Here is a 13,515-nt window from a genome sequence, read left to right on the forward strand (position 1 = left end):
TATGAAAAACACTGAAATCAGATCACTTGCAGCAAGTGAAATCGCCGAGCGAATAGTCGCTGAGCAGGAGAATCTAAGCAAATTGAAATTTGCCCATTCGATTTCTCCCATTGAAAATCCTAACAGAATCCGCGAGACCAAGCGTTTGATCGCAAGATTGCAGACTGCATTGGCCTCCAAATAACTAGCTAACAGAAAAGAAAATGGCTACGATTGAGAGAAATCTTCGAAAAGAAAGAATTGGTAAAGTCGTAAGCAACAACATGGATAAGTCCATTACTGTAGCTGTAGAGCGAATGGTAAAACATCCCATCTACGGCAAGTTTGTTGCTAAGACTACCAAATTTATGGCTCATGACGAGAACAACGAGTGTAACCCAGGTGACACCGTGAGAATAAGCGAAACTCGTCCGCTGAGTAAGAACAAGCGTTGGAGATTAGTTGAAATTATTGAAAGGGCTAAGTAATCATGATACAGCAAGAATCCAGACTAAGTGTGGCGGACAACTCCGGTGCCAAAGAGGTATTGGTCATCCGCGTATTGGGAGGAACTAAAAAGCGATATGCTTCTATCGGTGATAAAGTAGTCGTGACTGTAAAGTCAGCCCTATCTTCCAGCAACATGAAAAAAGGTACCGTTTCCAAAGCGGTGATTGTAAGAACCAAAAAAGAAATCCGCAGAAAGGATGGTTCCTATATCAGATTCGAAGACAATGCAGCTGTGTTGTTGAACAACAACGACGAGCCTAGAGGTACCCGTATCTTCGGACCGGTTGCCCGTGAGCTCAGAGAAAAGCAGTTCATGAAGATTGTTTCCTTGGCCCCTGAAGTATTGTAATCATGGAAAGAAAATTCAATAAGCAGCCCAAGCTGCACATCAAAACCGGAGATACTGTAAAAGTGATCGCCGGAGATGACAAAGGAAAAACCGGTAAAGTGCTTTCCGTAGACACCCAGAAAAGTAAGGCAATCGTAGAGGGAATCAATATGATCACCAAGCACGTGAAGCCAACTGCGGCCAAGCCTCAAGGAGGTATCGAAAAGAAAGAAGCTGCACTTCATATCAGCAACTTGATGCTTGTAGATCCTAAAACTGGTGAAGCTACCCGTACAGGTCGCAAGCTCAACGAAAACGGTAAACTTGTCAGATATTCAAAGAAAACCGGGGAGGTGATCAATGGCTAATCCAAGAATGAAAGAAAAGTACCTGAACGATATCGTTCCGGCTTTGAAAGAAAAATTCCAGTATACTTCTGTGATGCAAGTTCCTAAGCTCACCAAGATTGTACTCAATAAGGGTATAGGTGCAGCGGTAGCCGACAAAAAATTGGCAGATCAGGGCGTAGAAGAGTTGTCTTTGATTACTGGTCAAAAGGCTGTTTCTACCAAAGCAAAAATTGCTGTCTCTAACTTCAAATTGAGAGAAGGAATGCCGATCGGCGCTAAAGTCACCCTGAGAGGAGAAAGAATGTATGAATTTCTGGATCGTCTGATGACTGTAGCTCTACCCCGAGTAAGAGATTTCAAAGGGGTGTCTGATAAAGGATTTGACGGGAGAGGTAATTACACCCTAGGTGTTACCGAACAGATCATTTTCCCAGAGATCTCCATCGAAAAGGTGAACAGAATCTCCGGAATGGACATCACCTTCGTGACTACTGCAAATACAGATGAAGAGGCTTTTGCAATGTTGAAAGCTTTCGGTATGCCTTTCGTAAATAAAAACCAAGAATAATCATGGCAAAAGAGTCCATCAAAGCTCGTGAGAGAAAAAGAGAAAGACTGGTAGCCAAGTATGCCAAGAAAAGAGCTGAGCTGAAAGCAGCCGGTGACTACGAGGCCCTTGACAAATTACCAAAGAACGCCTCTCCGGTAAGACTTCACAACAGATGTAAGCTGACCGGCCGTCCTAAAGGATACATGAGAAAGTTCGGTATCAACAGGGTTACCTTCAGGGAAATGGCAGCTGCAGGTAAGATTCCTGGTCTGACAAAGTCTAGCTGGTAAATAAAACGACAGTAGTTTTTATTCTAAAAATCAATTCGTAACTTTGCACGCCCAATTTGGGTGGTGCTAGACTAAAATTATTATGACTGATCCAATAGCCGATTATCTGACCCGATTGAGAAACGCAATCAAAGCTTCTCACAGAATCGTGGAGATACCTGCTTCTAATATCAAGAAGGAGATTACCAAAGTATTGCATGACAAAGGATACATTCAAAACTATAAGTTTGAGCAGAATGGTCCGCAGGGGACAATCAAAATTGCCCTTAAATACAATCCTTCTACCAAGCAGAATGCAATTGTAAGCTTGGAGCGCGTGAGTACTCCAGGCCTTAGAAAATATGCCAAGCACGATGAATTGCCAAGGGTAATCAACGGCTTGGGCATCGCGATCATTTCTACCTCCAAAGGGGTAATGACAGACAAAGAAGCCCGTACCGAAGGAATCGGTGGCGAAGTACTTTGCTACGTATATTAATTAACTATCATGTCTAGAATAGGTAAAAAACCAATAAATCTACCCAGCGGTGTTACTGTAGACGTGTCAGCTCATGGAACTGTCACTGTTAAAGGTCCAAAGGGTACACTGACTCAGGATGTAAATCCTGATATTCAGGTGAAAGTGGAGGGACGAGAAATTGTCCTGACCAGACCTACTGACTCCAAAAGACACAAATCTATGCATGGACTCTATCGCGCACTGCTCAACAATATGGTGATCGGTGTATCTGAAGGGTACAAAAAAGATTTGGAACTTGTCGGTGTAGGTTACAAGGCATCCAATCAAGGTCAAGTTCTTGAGCTTAGCTTGGGTTATTCTCACAGTATTTTCATGGCTTTGCCTCAGGAGATATCGCTTAAGACCGAGACCCCTAAAGGTAAAAACCCAGTTATTTCACTGGAAGGAATTGACAAAGAATTGATTGGTCAGGTAGCAGCCAAAATCAAATCCTTGAGAAAGGTAGAGCCTTACAAGGGCAAAGGTGTGCGCTTCGTTGGTGAAAATGTTAGACGTAAGGCTGGTAAAACTGCCGGTAAAAAATAATAGGTTATGGCATTTAATAAGAATTCCAGAAGACTTAGAATCAAGCAGGGTATCCGTAGAAAAATCTCCGGTACTGATTCCAGACCTCGTTTGTCCGTATTCAAAAGCAATACAGGCATTTATGCTCAGCTGGTGGATGACCTTCAGGGTCGTACTTTGGCCCAGGCTTCTTCAAAGGAGTTAGGTGCAAAAGCAAATACCAAGCTGGAAGTATCCAAAGAAGTGGGTAAAAAGCTGGCCGAAAGAGCTGTTGCCAACGGAATTTCTACCGTTGTTTTTGACAGAAACGGCTACCTGTATCATGGTAATGTAAAAGCTTTGGCGGAAGGTGCCAGAGAAGGAGGCCTTAAATTTTAATCGTTATGTCCCAAGTAAGAAGAAAACCCATTAGGGCTACAGATACAGAATTAAAAGAGAAAGTAGTAGCTATCAACCGAGTAGCCAAAGTGGTAAAAGGGGGTAGAAGATTCTCCTTCTCAGCGATTGTGGTGGTAGGTGATGGCCAGGGAGTAGTAGGTTACGGATTGGGTAAAGCCAATGAAGTAACTGATGCTATTACCAAAGGTATTGAGGATGCTAAGAAAAACCTGGTCAAAGTACCCGTGTTGAAGGGCACTATCCCTCATGAGCAAATCGGAAAATTCGGTGGAGGTTTTGTGTTGATCAAACCTGCAGCAGCCGGTACTGGTGTAATCGCCGGTGGTGCGATGCGTGCAGTATTGGAATCAGCCGGCGTGACTGACGTTTTGGCTAAATCCAAAGGATCATCTAATCCTCATAACGTGGTAAAAGCAACCATTGATGCTTTAGTCCAGCTAAGAGATGCGATTGCAGTATCTCAACAAAGAGGGATCAAAATGGCTAAAGTCTTTAACGGATAATCATCATGGCAAAGATTAAAATCACACAGGTCAAGAGTACGATCAAAAGACCAAAAGATCAAAAGGCAACTGTTCTAGCTTTGGGTCTGGGTCGTATCAGCAAATCTGTAATCGTGGAAAATACACCCCAGATTGCAGGAATGGTAAATAAAGTGAATCACCTGGTAAAAGTGGAGGAAGCTTAATTATGAAACTGAATACATTAACTCCGGCTGAAGGATCTACCAAAAACAGAAAAAGAATTGGTCGTGGTACCGGTTCTGGTCGAGGTGGTACTTCTACAAGAGGTCATAAAGGCGCGAAGTCAAGATCTGGATACAAGAAAAAAATCGGTTTTGAAGGTGGTCAGATGCCTCTTCAAAGACGGGTGCCAAAATTTGGCTTTAAATCTTTTAATAGGGTTGAGTACAAGCCCGTGAATTTGGATACCTTGCAAATCCTTGCCGAACAATACAACCTGACTGGTATCGATATGGAAGCTTTGGTCGCCCATGGGATCGCTTCCAAAAATGATAAAATCAAAGTATTGGGAGGTGGAGAATTGAAAGCCAAATTAGACGTGACTGCACACCAATTCTCTGCTTCAGCCGTTGAAGCTATTGAGAAGCTAGGTGGTACTGTAAACAAGATTTAAGTAAATGAAAAAGTTTATTTCGACGGTTAAAAACATTTTCTCGATCGAGGATTTGAGAGTTCGTATCCTAAACACGATTGGATTTCTCATCATTTTCCGATTGGGGTCTTTCATCGTTCTTCCCGGAGTGGACCCAAGTAAATTAGGTGGTGCTCCTGAAGGGATTTTCGGTTTGATAGACACTTTCCTTGGAGGGGCCTTCAGTAATGCCTCCATCTTCGGTTTGGGAATTATGCCATATATCTCTGCTTCCATTGTGCTGCAGCTGTTGACTGTCGGAGTACCCTATTTCCAAAAGATGCAGAAGGAAGGGGAATCTGGTAGAAAGCGAATCAATCAGATTACCCGAGTTCTGACTATAGCCATCACAGTGGCCCAGGGGATTGGTTACGTTACTGCTACAATTCTTCCTACTGGCGCAGTGATGGTCAGTACGTCTCTTTTCATGTTCAGTTCTTTGGTTTTGCTTTCAGCTGGAACCATGTTCTGTATGTGGCTGGGTGAAAAGATTACCGAAAAGGGAATCGGCAACGGTATTTCCATGTTAATCATGATCGGGATTATTTCACGTTTTCCTGGAGCAATCATCGCGGAAGTTGTGGAGAAAGGGTCAGGAGGTTTATTACTTCTTTTGATTGAGGCAGGAGTATTGTTCTTTGTAGTGCTGGCGGTAGTTGCCTTGACAGAAGCTACGAGAAGAATTCCAGTTCAATACGCCAAGCAAGTTGTAGGAGGAAAAGTATACGGTGGTCAGCGTCAGTATATTCCGATCAAAGTGAATGCCTCCGGAGTTATGCCTATCATCTTTGCTCAGTCTTTGATGTTTGTGCCTGCCTTGGTAGCACAGATTTGGGCTGGGGAAAGTGATATTGCCAACTACATTGGGACTACTTTCAGTGACATCACTTCCTGGCAATACAATTTGTTGTTTGCTGCATTGATTATCATCTTCACTTTCTTCTATACCGCTATTACTGTAAATCCTGAGCAGATTGCTGAAGATATGAAGAGAAATGGAGGTTTTGTACCAGGAATTAAGCCAGGTGCGCCAACTGCTGAGTTTATTGACGGGATCATTTCCAAGATTACACTTCCTGGGTCTATCCTATTATCAGTAGTAGCTATCCTTCCTGCTTTGGCAATTGTTGCGGGTGTTGGTGGTGAATTCGCTCAGTTTTATGGTGGGACTTCTCTGTTGATCATGGTGGGTGTGATTATGGATACGCTCCGTCAGATTGAGAGTTACCTTCTGATGAGACATTACGAAGGGATGATGAAAAGCGGTAATATGAAGAACAGTGCTTCAAATTACCAAGTAGCATAAAATGATTCATTACAAAACCTCAGAAGAGGTTGCTAGAATAAAACAAAGTGCAGATATTCTTGGAAGAGCTCACGGAGAGGTCGCCAAGTATATCAAAGAAGGGGTAAAGACCTCTTTTCTTGACCAAATTGCCGAAGAGTTTATCAGGGATCACGGAGGAGTTCCTTCTTTTAAGGGCTACAACGGGTTTCCGTCTTCACTTTGCATTTCCGTGAACGAAGTAGTTGTCCATGGATTTCCTAGTGATTATGAATTGAAAGATGGCGATATAATCTCAGTAGATTGTGGAGTCTTTCACCAAGGTTTTCATAGCGATTCCGCTTATACATACCCTATCGGTGAAGTTTCCCCTGCTGTTCTGGATTTATTAAAAGCCACCCGAGATTCTTTGTATCAGGGTATTGAAGCAGCCAAAGCCGGTAATCGAATAGGTGACATCGGTTTTGCGATTCAAAAGTTTGTGGAAGCCAAAGGTTACACTGTTGTTCGGGAATTGGTCGGACACGGTTTAGGCAAAAAGCTCCATGAAGCTCCGGAAGTACCCAACTACGGCAAAAAAGGTAGCGGTCCCTTATTGAAACAGGGAATGGTGATTGCGATTGAGCCCATGATCAACCTCGGTACACGATATATTGTGCAAGAGCGAGATGGATGGACGATTCGTACGGCAGACAGGAAGCCTTCTGCACATTACGAACACACTGTCGCAATAGTTGAAGATAAAACAGAGGTTTTAACAACCCACAAATACATAGAGGAGATCTTTAAATTCTAATATGGCCAAACAGACATCAATAGAGCAAGACGGTACCATTACGGAAGCGTTGTCCAACGCGATGTTTAAAGTGGAACTGGAGAATGGACACCAACTGATCGCCCATATTTCCGGCAAAATGCGGATGAATTACATCAAAATTCTTCCCGGAGATAAGGTCAAGTTGGAGCTTTCTCCCTATGATTTGACAAAAGGCAGAATAGTATATCGATACAAATAGCCTGAGCAAAATCGGGAAAATCAGACCAAATCCAATTCAGGTTAAGGTTTTCCGAACAGTAGCGGCAAAAATGTAAAATAACAATCCTATGAAAGTAAAGGCATCTATTAAAAAGAGAAGTGCTGACTGCAAGGTGATCCGCAGAAAAGGAAAGCTTTACGTCATCAACAAAAAAAATCCTAAGTATAAACAAAGACAAGGTTAATCATGGCTAGAATTGCAGGTGTAGACATACCAGACAATAAGCGCGGCGAGATTGGGCTTACCTATATCTTCGGAATCGGCAGAAGCTCTGCCCGTGCGATCTTAAGCAAGGCCGGTATTTCTTTTGACAAAAAAGCAGGTGAGTGGAACGACGATGAGTCTACTGCGATCCGAAATATCATCGCCGAGGAATACAGAACTGAAGGTGCTCTGAAGTCAGAGGTTCAATTGAACATCAAGCGATTGATGGATATCGGTTGCTACAGAGGTTTGAGACACAGAAAAGGACTTCCAGTGCGTGGTCAGGGTACCAAAAACAACGCCAGAACAAGGAAGGGTAAAAGAAAGACTGTTGCTAACAAGAAGAAGGCAACCAAATAAAACCTGATTTAGATTATGGCTCAGAAAAGAAACGATAAATCAAAAGGTAAAAAGAGAGTAGTAAAGGTAGAAGCTGTAGGACAGGCTCACATCAAGGCTTCCTTCAACAATATCATTATCTCTATTACCAACAATGCAGGTCAAGTGATCTCATGGGCTTCTGCCGGTAAAATGGGTTTCAGAGGTTCTAAGAAAAATACTCCTTATGCTGCACAGATGGCCGCTCAAAACTGCGGTCAGGTTGCTTACGATCTAGGTTTGAGAAAGATCGAAGTATTCGTGAAAGGTCCAGGCGCAGGTCGTGAATCCGCGATCAGAACCTTGCAAAACGTAGGATTGGATGTGACTACCATCGTAGACGTTACTCCACTTCCGCACAACGGTTGTCGTCCACCAAAGCGTAGAAGAGTTTAATTTTAAAAAGGTAACAGAATGGCTAGATATACAGGTCCTAAAGCAAAAATCTCCAGAAAATTTGGAGAGCCTATTGAAGGGCATAGCAAAGCGCTTCAGAAGAAAAACTACCCTCCCGGTCAGCACGGAAGAGGAAGAAGAAAGAAGCAGTCTGAATATGCAATCCAGCTTGCCGAAAAGCAAAAAGCAAAATACATCTACGGAGTATTGGAAAGACAATTCGCCAAAATGTTTGATATCGCTTCCAGAAAATCAGGTATCACCGGTGAAAACTTGCTTCAACTATTGGAGGCTCGTTTGGATAACACCGTGTACAGATTGGGTATTTCCCCAACTAGAAGAGGAGCAAGACAATTGGTAGGTCACAAGCACATCCTTGTAAATGGAGAAGTGGTAAACATCCCTTCTTATACCCTAAAGCCTGGTGACGTTGTTTCTGTAAGGGAGCGTTCCAAGTCTTTGGAGGCAATTACCAGCAGTTTGGCAGGAAAAGGCGCCAACAGATATCCTTGGCTGGAGTGGGACAATGCTTCCCTTTCAGGTAAGTTTGTAAGTGTGCCTGGCCGTGATGATATTCCTGAGAATATCAAGGAGCAGCTCATTGTCGAACTTTACTCTAAGTAATAATTTACTATTTTCAGCTAAAAACAGAACTAAATATATGTCCATACTAGCATTTCAAATGCCTGAAAAAGTGGTGATGGAGAAAGCAGATGACTTTCACGGTCTTTTCACCTTCAAACCACTTGAAAAAGGCTATGGAGTTACCATCGGTAACGCCCTAAGAAGAATCTTACTTTCTTCTTTGGAAGGATACGCGATCACTACCGTAAAAATCCCGGGTGTGGTTCACGAATTTTCCACTATCGAGGGTGTAGTAGAAGACGTTACTGATATCATTTTGAACCTCAAGCAGGTGAGATTCAAGAAAGTCCATGAGGCTTTTGACGGCAAAATCACTGTGGAGATCAAGAATCAGTCTGTTTTCACCGCAGGGGACATTGCTAAATTCACTTCTTCTTTCGAAGTACTCAATCCCGAACTGGTCATCTGTCACATCGACGAGTCCAAAGTATTCGAAATTGAACTTACTGTTGAAAAAGGAAGAGGGTATCTGCCAGCTGAAGAATCCAAACCCAAGGAGCAGGTTTTCGGTCAAATTGCAATCGACGCCATCTTTACTCCTATCAAAAATGTAAAGTACAGCGTAGAAAATACCCGAGTAGAACAAAAGACTGACTTCGAAAAACTGATCTTGGAAGTGACTACCGATGGATCTATCCATCCAGAAAAAGCACTTCAGGAATCAGCTAAGATTTTGATTCAGCACTTCATGCTATTCTCAGACCAAACTATGGTCTTGGATTCTACCGGTATCGCCGAGCCAGAGCCAATCGATGAAGAGTTCCTTCACATGCGTAAGCTGTTGAAGACCTCTCTCAGCGACCTTGACCTTTCTGTCAGAGCATTCAACTGCCTCAAAGCTGCTGATGTGAAGACTTTGGGAGACCTTGCCAAGTTGGAGATTTCAGACATGATGAAATTCAGAAACTTCGGTAAAAAATCCCTTGCTGAATTGGAGCAATTGATCCAAGAGAAAGGACTCACCTTCGGGATGGATATTTCTAAGTACAAACTTGATGAAGAATAAATAAAATGAGACACGGAAAGAAAATTAACCACCTTGGTAGGACGTCCGCTCACAGGAAGGCAATGCTTTCCAACATGGCAACTTCCCTCATTCTTCACAAGCGTATCTCCACCACGCTTGCCAAGGCTAAAGAATTGAAGAAGTATGTTGAGCCTCTGGTGACCAGAGCTAAAGAAGATACTACCCACAACAGACGTATTGCTTTCTCTTATCTGAAAAGCAAAGAAGCGATCAAAGCGCTCTTTGGAGAAGTAATCGAAAAAGTAGGTACTCGTCCAGGCGGATATACCCGCATTATCAAAACTGGTTTCAGATTGGGTGACAATGCTGAAATGTGTATCATCGAGCTAGTTGATTTCAACGAATTGATGCTCAAGGATGCCAAGCCAGCTAAGAAGACTACCCGTCGATCCAGAAGAAGCAGCGGAAGCAAAGCTACAGATGCAGCTCCAGCCGCTCCTGTTGCAGAAGCAAAAACTGAAGAGCCTAGTGCTCCTGAAGCTCCTGTTGAAGGCGAAACTGAAGAAAAATAAATTGAAAGTTTACTTTCACATAACAAAGGATTGGACTCTCGTTCAATCCTTTTTTTATACCCTAATCCCATACCCTCCTTCCCAAGAAATGGTTAACTTTGGGCAATCTCAAGCAAAATGAACAAACAAAAAGCTACACTTCTTCTGGCCGATGGCACGGCCTTTCATGGTACTCTCATCGGTAACCCCGGCACAAATGGCGGTGAAATTTGCTTCAATACCGGAATGACCGGCTATCAGGAAATCTACACGGATCCCTCTTACACCGGTCAGATCGTGGTCACTACCACCTCTCATATTGGAAACTATGGAGTGCATGCCGAAGAGATCGAGTCAGATCATCCCTGCGTAGCAGGAATTGTAGTCAATAGTTTTTCTGAAGTCTATTCAAGGTTAGATGCATCCGGATCACTTCAGGATTATTTGGTCCGCTATGGCATCACGGGAATAGCTGATATCGATACTCGAAAGCTTGTCCGTCACCTCCGCTCAAAAGGCGCCATGAATGCGATCATCAGTTCGGAGTACGAGGGCAATTTGGAAGGTCTGAAGATAGAGCTGGAAAAAGTGCCTGACATGAATGGTCTGGAACTCTCCTCCACTGTCTGTACTCAGGAGCCCTACTTCTATGGGGATGAAAATGCTCCCATCAAAGTAGCTTGTTTGGATTTTGGGATCAAAAAGAACATCCTACGAAACCTTGCCTCAAGAGGAGTCTATTGTAAGGTTTTCCCTGCCAAAGAAAAACTGGAAGAAATCCAAAAATGGAATCCAGATGCGTACTTCTTATCCAACGGACCGGGGGATCCCGCTGTAATGGAATATGCAGTAGATACAGTAAAAGAAATTTTGGGTACAGGCAAACCCGTTTTTGGGATTTGCTTGGGTCATCAGCTTCTCGCAGAGGCAGTAGGTATCAAAACTTACAAAATGCACCATGGCCACCGTGGACTCAATCATCCGATCAAAAACCTCATGACCGGGAAAAGTGAAATCACCTCCCAAAACCATGGCTTTAATATCGTAAGAGAGGATGCTGAGCAAAATCCGGAAGTGGAAATCACCCATGTGCATCTGAATGACCAAACCGTAGCAGGAATCCGTCTGAAAAATAAACCGGCTTTCTCGGTGCAATACCACCCAGAATCCTCCCCGGGACCTCATGATTCCCGATACTTATTCGATGATTTTATAGCCCTCATCAACCAAAACTAATTTTCATAAACCTTTTAAAACTATGACGTTGATTCAATCAATTCATGCAAGACAAATCCTCGATTCCAGAGGTAATCCAACTGTAGAAGTAGATGTATTTACCGAAAATGGTGCTTTTGGGCGCGCAGCAGTCCCTAGTGGGGCTTCTACAGGCGTCAATGAAGCAGTAGAGCTTCGAGACGGAGACAAAAGCAAATACCTTGGAAAGGGAGTTCTCAAGGCCGTTTCCAATGTCAACGATATCATCGCTCCGGAATTGGTGGGGATGGATGTATTTGAGCAAAATCTTATCGACCAAATCATGATTGATTTGGATGGAACTCCTACCAAAAGCAAACTAGGAGCAAATGCCATCCTAGGCGTTTCTCTCGCTGTGGCCAAAGCAGCTGCAATGGAAGCGGGACAGCCGCTTTACCGGTACATTGGTGGTGTCAATGCCAATACCCTTCCTGTTCCCATGTTGAACATTATCAATGGAGGTTCTCACTCGGATGCTCCGATTGCTTTTCAGGAATTCATGGTTCGTCCGGTAGGTGCACCAAGCTTCTCTGAAGCCATCCGTATGGGCGCTGAGATTTTCCACAATTTGAAAAAAATCCTTCATGACAAAAACCTCAGCACTGCGGTAGGGGATGAGGGAGGATTTGCTCCCAACTTCTCCGGAGGTACTGAAGAGGCTTTGGCCTGTATCTTGGATGCGATTTCTAAGGCTGGATATAAGCCCGGCGACGATGTGACTATTGCCTTGGACTGTGCTTCTTCCGAATTCTACAAAGACGGGAAATACGATTACTCCAAGTTTGAAGGTCCCAATGGAAAAGTTCGCTCCAGAGAAGAGCAAGTGGCTTACTTAGCTGAGTTGACCGAAAAGTATCCTATCGATTCTATCGAAGATGGTTGCGCTGAAGAAGATTGGGCTGGTTGGGCCATGCTGACTGCCAAAATCGGTGATCGTGTGCAGCTGGTAGGTGATGATCTTTTCGTGACTAATGTGAAGTTTTTGAAAAGAGGTATCGAAGAGAAGTCTGCCAACTCCATCCTAGTCAAGGTAAACCAAATCGGAACCTTGACTGAGACTTTGAATGCTGTGAACTTGGCTCATAAGGCTGGTTTCACTGCAGTGATGTCTCACCGTTCGGGTGAAACTGAAGATTCTACTATCGCTGACTTGGCGGTAGCGACCAATTGTGGACAGATCAAGACTGGTTCTGCTTCCCGTTCTGACCGTATGGCCAAATACAACCAATTGTTGAGAATCGAGGAGCAATTGGGTGATTCTGCAGTTTTTAAAGGACGATTGAAGTAAAATTCCATCATCAATAAAACACTTAAGAGGCAGTCCAATCGGATTGCCTCTTTTTTTGCATCATTTTTGTACCTTGACCTAGCAAATTGATCCCATGAAGAAGATCCTCAAATACAGCAGCAATTTTTATGTCCTGGCGACTTCTTTTTTCCTCTTTTGGATGATTTTTATCGACTCCAATAATCTGATCAATCAATTTCGACTGAGCAAAAAGTTATGGGACTTGGAAGATCAAAAGGAGTTTTATCTGGAGAAAAAAGCCCAAGTCAAAGCAGAACGGGAAGAATTGATGAGCAATCCGGAGCTTCTGGAGAAGTTTGCAAGGGAAAAGTACTTCATGAAAAAACAAACGGAGGATATCTATGTCATCGTGGAAAATTAAAGTTTTTGCAATTTTTCTTCTAGGCTTTGCCTTTATTCAACTGGATGCTTTTGCCCAGCGGGAGATTTATGGGGATTCCACCCGCCTGAAGGATAGGCTGTTTTTTGGAGGGAATCTTGGCCTTCAATTCGGGACGGTAACCTTTATCGACGTTTCTCCTTTGGCTGGGGTGATGATAACTCCGAGACTCTCTGCAGGTGCGGGGATTACCTACCAGTATTATGATGACAATCGCTTTCAGGGAGCCAATGGGTCCTCTTATGGAGGGCGGGTTTTCGGACGATACAACGTACTTCCGAATATTTTTACCCACGTCGAATATGAAAGTATCAACTGGGAGACTTATAGCATAGCCGAACAGGCTTTTCGAAGAGTATGGACAGATGCGTTGTTTATTGGAGGAGGGTACTTTGCGCCGTTTGGGAGAAGGGGAGGAGCTAATTTTACCTTTTTGTACAATGTCCTCCATGACAACCAAAATTCCTACTATGCCGAACCTTATGTGATTCGAGTGGGTTTTGTGCTATAGCTACTGCACCTCAA

25 protein-coding genes are annotated in these 13,515 nt (G+C 43.5%); all 25 read left to right on the plus strand.

The window, feature by feature from the left end:
* The first annotated feature begins 1 nt into the window (after position 1).
* Entirely contained in the window at positions 2–184 is a 183-nt protein-coding gene (rpmC, locus tag AAA943_RS04355; RefSeq protein WP_338220990.1) for a 50S ribosomal protein L29, read from the plus strand.
* A gap of 19 nt (positions 185–203) precedes the next feature.
* Positions 204–467 (plus strand): 30S ribosomal protein S17, encoded by a 264-nt coding sequence (gene rpsQ / locus AAA943_RS04360; RefSeq protein ID WP_338220989.1) that lies wholly within the window; start codon positions 204–206, stop codon positions 465–467.
* A gap of 2 nt (positions 468–469) precedes the next feature.
* The gene (rplN, locus tag AAA943_RS04365) at positions 470–838 is read left to right on the plus strand and encodes a 50S ribosomal protein L14 (protein WP_026953273.1); all 369 of its coding nucleotides are present in this window, start codon (positions 470–472) and stop codon (positions 836–838) included.
* A gap of 2 nt (positions 839–840) precedes the next feature.
* Entirely contained in the window at positions 841–1,185 is a 345-nt protein-coding gene (gene rplX / locus AAA943_RS04370) for a 50S ribosomal protein L24 (RefSeq protein ID WP_338223017.1), read from the plus strand.
* On the plus strand, positions 1,178–1,735 hold the full coding sequence (rplE, locus tag AAA943_RS04375) for a 50S ribosomal protein L5 (RefSeq protein WP_338223018.1): 558 nt from the start codon (positions 1,178–1,180) through the stop codon (positions 1,733–1,735). Before rplX ends, rplE begins: the two co-directional genes overlap by 8 nt.
* Positions 1,736–1,737: 2 nt before the next feature.
* Entirely contained in the window at positions 1,738–2,007 is a 270-nt protein-coding gene (rpsN, locus tag AAA943_RS04380) for a 30S ribosomal protein S14 (protein WP_026953276.1), read from the plus strand.
* An 82-nt stretch (positions 2,008–2,089) separates the two neighbouring features.
* On the plus strand, positions 2,090–2,485 hold the full coding sequence (gene rpsH, locus AAA943_RS04385; RefSeq protein WP_338220986.1) for a 30S ribosomal protein S8: 396 nt from the start codon (positions 2,090–2,092) through the stop codon (positions 2,483–2,485).
* Positions 2,486–2,494: 9 nt separating this feature from the next.
* Complete coding sequence (gene rplF, locus AAA943_RS04390; protein WP_338223019.1) at positions 2,495–3,052, plus strand: 50S ribosomal protein L6; 558 nt, start codon at positions 2,495–2,497, stop codon at positions 3,050–3,052.
* A 6-nt stretch (positions 3,053–3,058) separates the two neighbouring features.
* Entirely contained in the window at positions 3,059–3,409 is a 351-nt protein-coding gene (rplR, locus tag AAA943_RS04395; RefSeq protein WP_338223020.1) for a 50S ribosomal protein L18, read from the plus strand.
* 5 nt (positions 3,410–3,414) lie between these two features.
* Complete coding sequence (gene rpsE, locus AAA943_RS04400) at positions 3,415–3,933, plus strand: 30S ribosomal protein S5 (RefSeq protein ID WP_338223021.1); 519 nt, start codon at positions 3,415–3,417, stop codon at positions 3,931–3,933.
* A 5-nt stretch (positions 3,934–3,938) separates the two neighbouring features.
* The gene (gene rpmD, locus AAA943_RS04405) at positions 3,939–4,118 is read left to right on the plus strand and encodes a 50S ribosomal protein L30 (RefSeq protein ID WP_338223022.1); all 180 of its coding nucleotides are present in this window, start codon (positions 3,939–3,941) and stop codon (positions 4,116–4,118) included.
* A 2-nt stretch (positions 4,119–4,120) separates the two neighbouring features.
* Positions 4,121–4,567 (plus strand): 50S ribosomal protein L15, encoded by a 447-nt coding sequence (rplO, locus tag AAA943_RS04410; protein ID WP_338223023.1) that lies wholly within the window; start codon positions 4,121–4,123, stop codon positions 4,565–4,567.
* Between the two features lie 4 nt (positions 4,568–4,571).
* Complete coding sequence (gene secY / locus AAA943_RS04415; protein ID WP_338223024.1) at positions 4,572–5,891, plus strand: preprotein translocase subunit SecY; 1,320 nt, start codon at positions 4,572–4,574, stop codon at positions 5,889–5,891.
* A gap of 1 nt (position 5,892) precedes the next feature.
* The gene (map, locus tag AAA943_RS04420) at positions 5,893–6,666 is read left to right on the plus strand and encodes a type I methionyl aminopeptidase (RefSeq protein WP_338223025.1); all 774 of its coding nucleotides are present in this window, start codon (positions 5,893–5,895) and stop codon (positions 6,664–6,666) included.
* 1 nt (position 6,667) lies between these two features.
* Entirely contained in the window at positions 6,668–6,886 is a 219-nt protein-coding gene (infA, locus tag AAA943_RS04425; RefSeq protein ID WP_077346329.1) for a translation initiation factor IF-1, read from the plus strand.
* 88 nt (positions 6,887–6,974) lie between these two features.
* Positions 6,975–7,091 (plus strand): 50S ribosomal protein L36, encoded by a 117-nt coding sequence (rpmJ, locus tag AAA943_RS04430; RefSeq protein ID WP_013927415.1) that lies wholly within the window; start codon positions 6,975–6,977, stop codon positions 7,089–7,091.
* 2 nt (positions 7,092–7,093) lie between these two features.
* Positions 7,094–7,471 (plus strand): 30S ribosomal protein S13, encoded by a 378-nt coding sequence (gene rpsM, locus AAA943_RS04435; RefSeq protein WP_338220979.1) that lies wholly within the window; start codon positions 7,094–7,096, stop codon positions 7,469–7,471.
* A gap of 15 nt (positions 7,472–7,486) precedes the next feature.
* Positions 7,487–7,885, plus strand: coding sequence for a 30S ribosomal protein S11 (gene rpsK, locus AAA943_RS04440; RefSeq protein WP_338220978.1), 399 nt, complete (start codon positions 7,487–7,489; stop codon positions 7,883–7,885).
* 18 nt (positions 7,886–7,903) lie between these two features.
* Entirely contained in the window at positions 7,904–8,509 is a 606-nt protein-coding gene (rpsD, locus tag AAA943_RS04445) for a 30S ribosomal protein S4 (protein ID WP_338220977.1), read from the plus strand.
* Positions 8,510–8,546: 37 nt separating this feature from the next.
* The gene (locus AAA943_RS04450) at positions 8,547–9,536 is read left to right on the plus strand and encodes a DNA-directed RNA polymerase subunit alpha (RefSeq protein ID WP_338223026.1); all 990 of its coding nucleotides are present in this window, start codon (positions 8,547–8,549) and stop codon (positions 9,534–9,536) included.
* A gap of 5 nt (positions 9,537–9,541) precedes the next feature.
* The gene (gene rplQ, locus AAA943_RS04455; protein ID WP_338220975.1) at positions 9,542–10,069 is read left to right on the plus strand and encodes a 50S ribosomal protein L17; all 528 of its coding nucleotides are present in this window, start codon (positions 9,542–9,544) and stop codon (positions 10,067–10,069) included.
* Between the two features lie 117 nt (positions 10,070–10,186).
* Entirely contained in the window at positions 10,187–11,284 is a 1,098-nt protein-coding gene (gene carA, locus AAA943_RS04460; RefSeq protein ID WP_338223027.1) for a glutamine-hydrolyzing carbamoyl-phosphate synthase small subunit, read from the plus strand.
* A 22-nt stretch (positions 11,285–11,306) separates the two neighbouring features.
* Positions 11,307–12,590 carry a phosphopyruvate hydratase gene (eno, locus tag AAA943_RS04465; protein WP_338223028.1) on the plus strand — a complete coding sequence of 428 codons (1,284 nt, stop codon included), beginning with the start codon at positions 11,307–11,309 and terminating at the stop codon, positions 12,588–12,590.
* Positions 12,591–12,684: 94 nt separating this feature from the next.
* Positions 12,685–12,972: an FtsB family cell division protein gene (locus AAA943_RS04470; protein ID WP_338223029.1), complete on the plus strand. Its 288-nt coding sequence runs from the start codon at positions 12,685–12,687 to the stop codon at positions 12,970–12,972.
* Entirely contained in the window at positions 12,953–13,501 is a 549-nt protein-coding gene (locus tag AAA943_RS04475; RefSeq protein ID WP_338223030.1) for a hypothetical protein, read from the plus strand. Before AAA943_RS04470 ends, AAA943_RS04475 begins: the two co-directional genes overlap by 20 nt.
* Positions 13,502–13,515: the final 14 nt, after the last annotated feature.

Source organism: Algoriphagus confluentis (genome assembly GCF_036245625.1).
Lineage (GTDB): Bacteria > Bacteroidota > Bacteroidia > Cytophagales > Cyclobacteriaceae > Algoriphagus > Algoriphagus confluentis.

Bases quoted from the DNA above. Each gene is read 5' to 3' on its own strand.
- rplE (WP_338223018.1), top strand. From the start codon at position 1,178: ATGGCTAATCCAAGAATGAAAGAAAAGTACCTGAACGATATCGTTCCG.
- AAA943_RS04475 (WP_338223030.1), top strand. From the start codon at position 12,953: ATGTCATCGTGGAAAATTAAAGTTTTTGCAATTTTTCTTCTAGGCTTT.
- rpmC (WP_338220990.1), top strand. From the start codon at position 2: ATGAAAAACACTGAAATCAGATCACTTGCAGCAAGTGAAATCGCCGAG.
- rplF (WP_338223019.1), top strand. From the start codon at position 2,495: ATGTCTAGAATAGGTAAAAAACCAATAAATCTACCCAGCGGTGTTACT.
- rpsN (WP_026953276.1), top strand. From the start codon at position 1,738: ATGGCAAAAGAGTCCATCAAAGCTCGTGAGAGAAAAAGAGAAAGACTG.
- rplO (WP_338223023.1), top strand. From the start codon at position 4,121: ATGAAACTGAATACATTAACTCCGGCTGAAGGATCTACCAAAAACAGA.
- rpsD (WP_338220977.1), top strand. From the start codon at position 7,904: ATGGCTAGATATACAGGTCCTAAAGCAAAAATCTCCAGAAAATTTGGA.
- rpmD (WP_338223022.1), top strand. From the start codon at position 3,939: ATGGCAAAGATTAAAATCACACAGGTCAAGAGTACGATCAAAAGACCA.
- infA (WP_077346329.1), top strand. From the start codon at position 6,668: ATGGCCAAACAGACATCAATAGAGCAAGACGGTACCATTACGGAAGCG.
- eno (WP_338223028.1), top strand. From the start codon at position 11,307: ATGACGTTGATTCAATCAATTCATGCAAGACAAATCCTCGATTCCAGA.
- rpsK (WP_338220978.1), top strand. From the start codon at position 7,487: ATGGCTCAGAAAAGAAACGATAAATCAAAAGGTAAAAAGAGAGTAGTA.
- rplX (WP_338223017.1), top strand. From the start codon at position 841: ATGGAAAGAAAATTCAATAAGCAGCCCAAGCTGCACATCAAAACCGGA.
- AAA943_RS04450 (WP_338223026.1), top strand. From the start codon at position 8,547: ATGTCCATACTAGCATTTCAAATGCCTGAAAAAGTGGTGATGGAGAAA.
- rplR (WP_338223020.1), top strand. From the start codon at position 3,059: ATGGCATTTAATAAGAATTCCAGAAGACTTAGAATCAAGCAGGGTATC.
- rplQ (WP_338220975.1), top strand. From the start codon at position 9,542: ATGAGACACGGAAAGAAAATTAACCACCTTGGTAGGACGTCCGCTCAC.
- rpsH (WP_338220986.1), top strand. From the start codon at position 2,090: ATGACTGATCCAATAGCCGATTATCTGACCCGATTGAGAAACGCAATC.
- map (WP_338223025.1), top strand. From the start codon at position 5,893: ATGATTCATTACAAAACCTCAGAAGAGGTTGCTAGAATAAAACAAAGT.
- rpsM (WP_338220979.1), top strand. From the start codon at position 7,094: ATGGCTAGAATTGCAGGTGTAGACATACCAGACAATAAGCGCGGCGAG.
- AAA943_RS04470 (WP_338223029.1), top strand. From the start codon at position 12,685: ATGAAGAAGATCCTCAAATACAGCAGCAATTTTTATGTCCTGGCGACT.
- carA (WP_338223027.1), top strand. From the start codon at position 10,187: ATGAACAAACAAAAAGCTACACTTCTTCTGGCCGATGGCACGGCCTTT.
- rpmJ (WP_013927415.1), top strand. From the start codon at position 6,975: ATGAAAGTAAAGGCATCTATTAAAAAGAGAAGTGCTGACTGCAAGGTG.
- rpsQ (WP_338220989.1), top strand. From the start codon at position 204: ATGGCTACGATTGAGAGAAATCTTCGAAAAGAAAGAATTGGTAAAGTC.
- rplN (WP_026953273.1), top strand. From the start codon at position 470: ATGATACAGCAAGAATCCAGACTAAGTGTGGCGGACAACTCCGGTGCC.
- secY (WP_338223024.1), top strand. From the start codon at position 4,572: ATGAAAAAGTTTATTTCGACGGTTAAAAACATTTTCTCGATCGAGGAT.
- rpsE (WP_338223021.1), top strand. From the start codon at position 3,415: ATGTCCCAAGTAAGAAGAAAACCCATTAGGGCTACAGATACAGAATTA.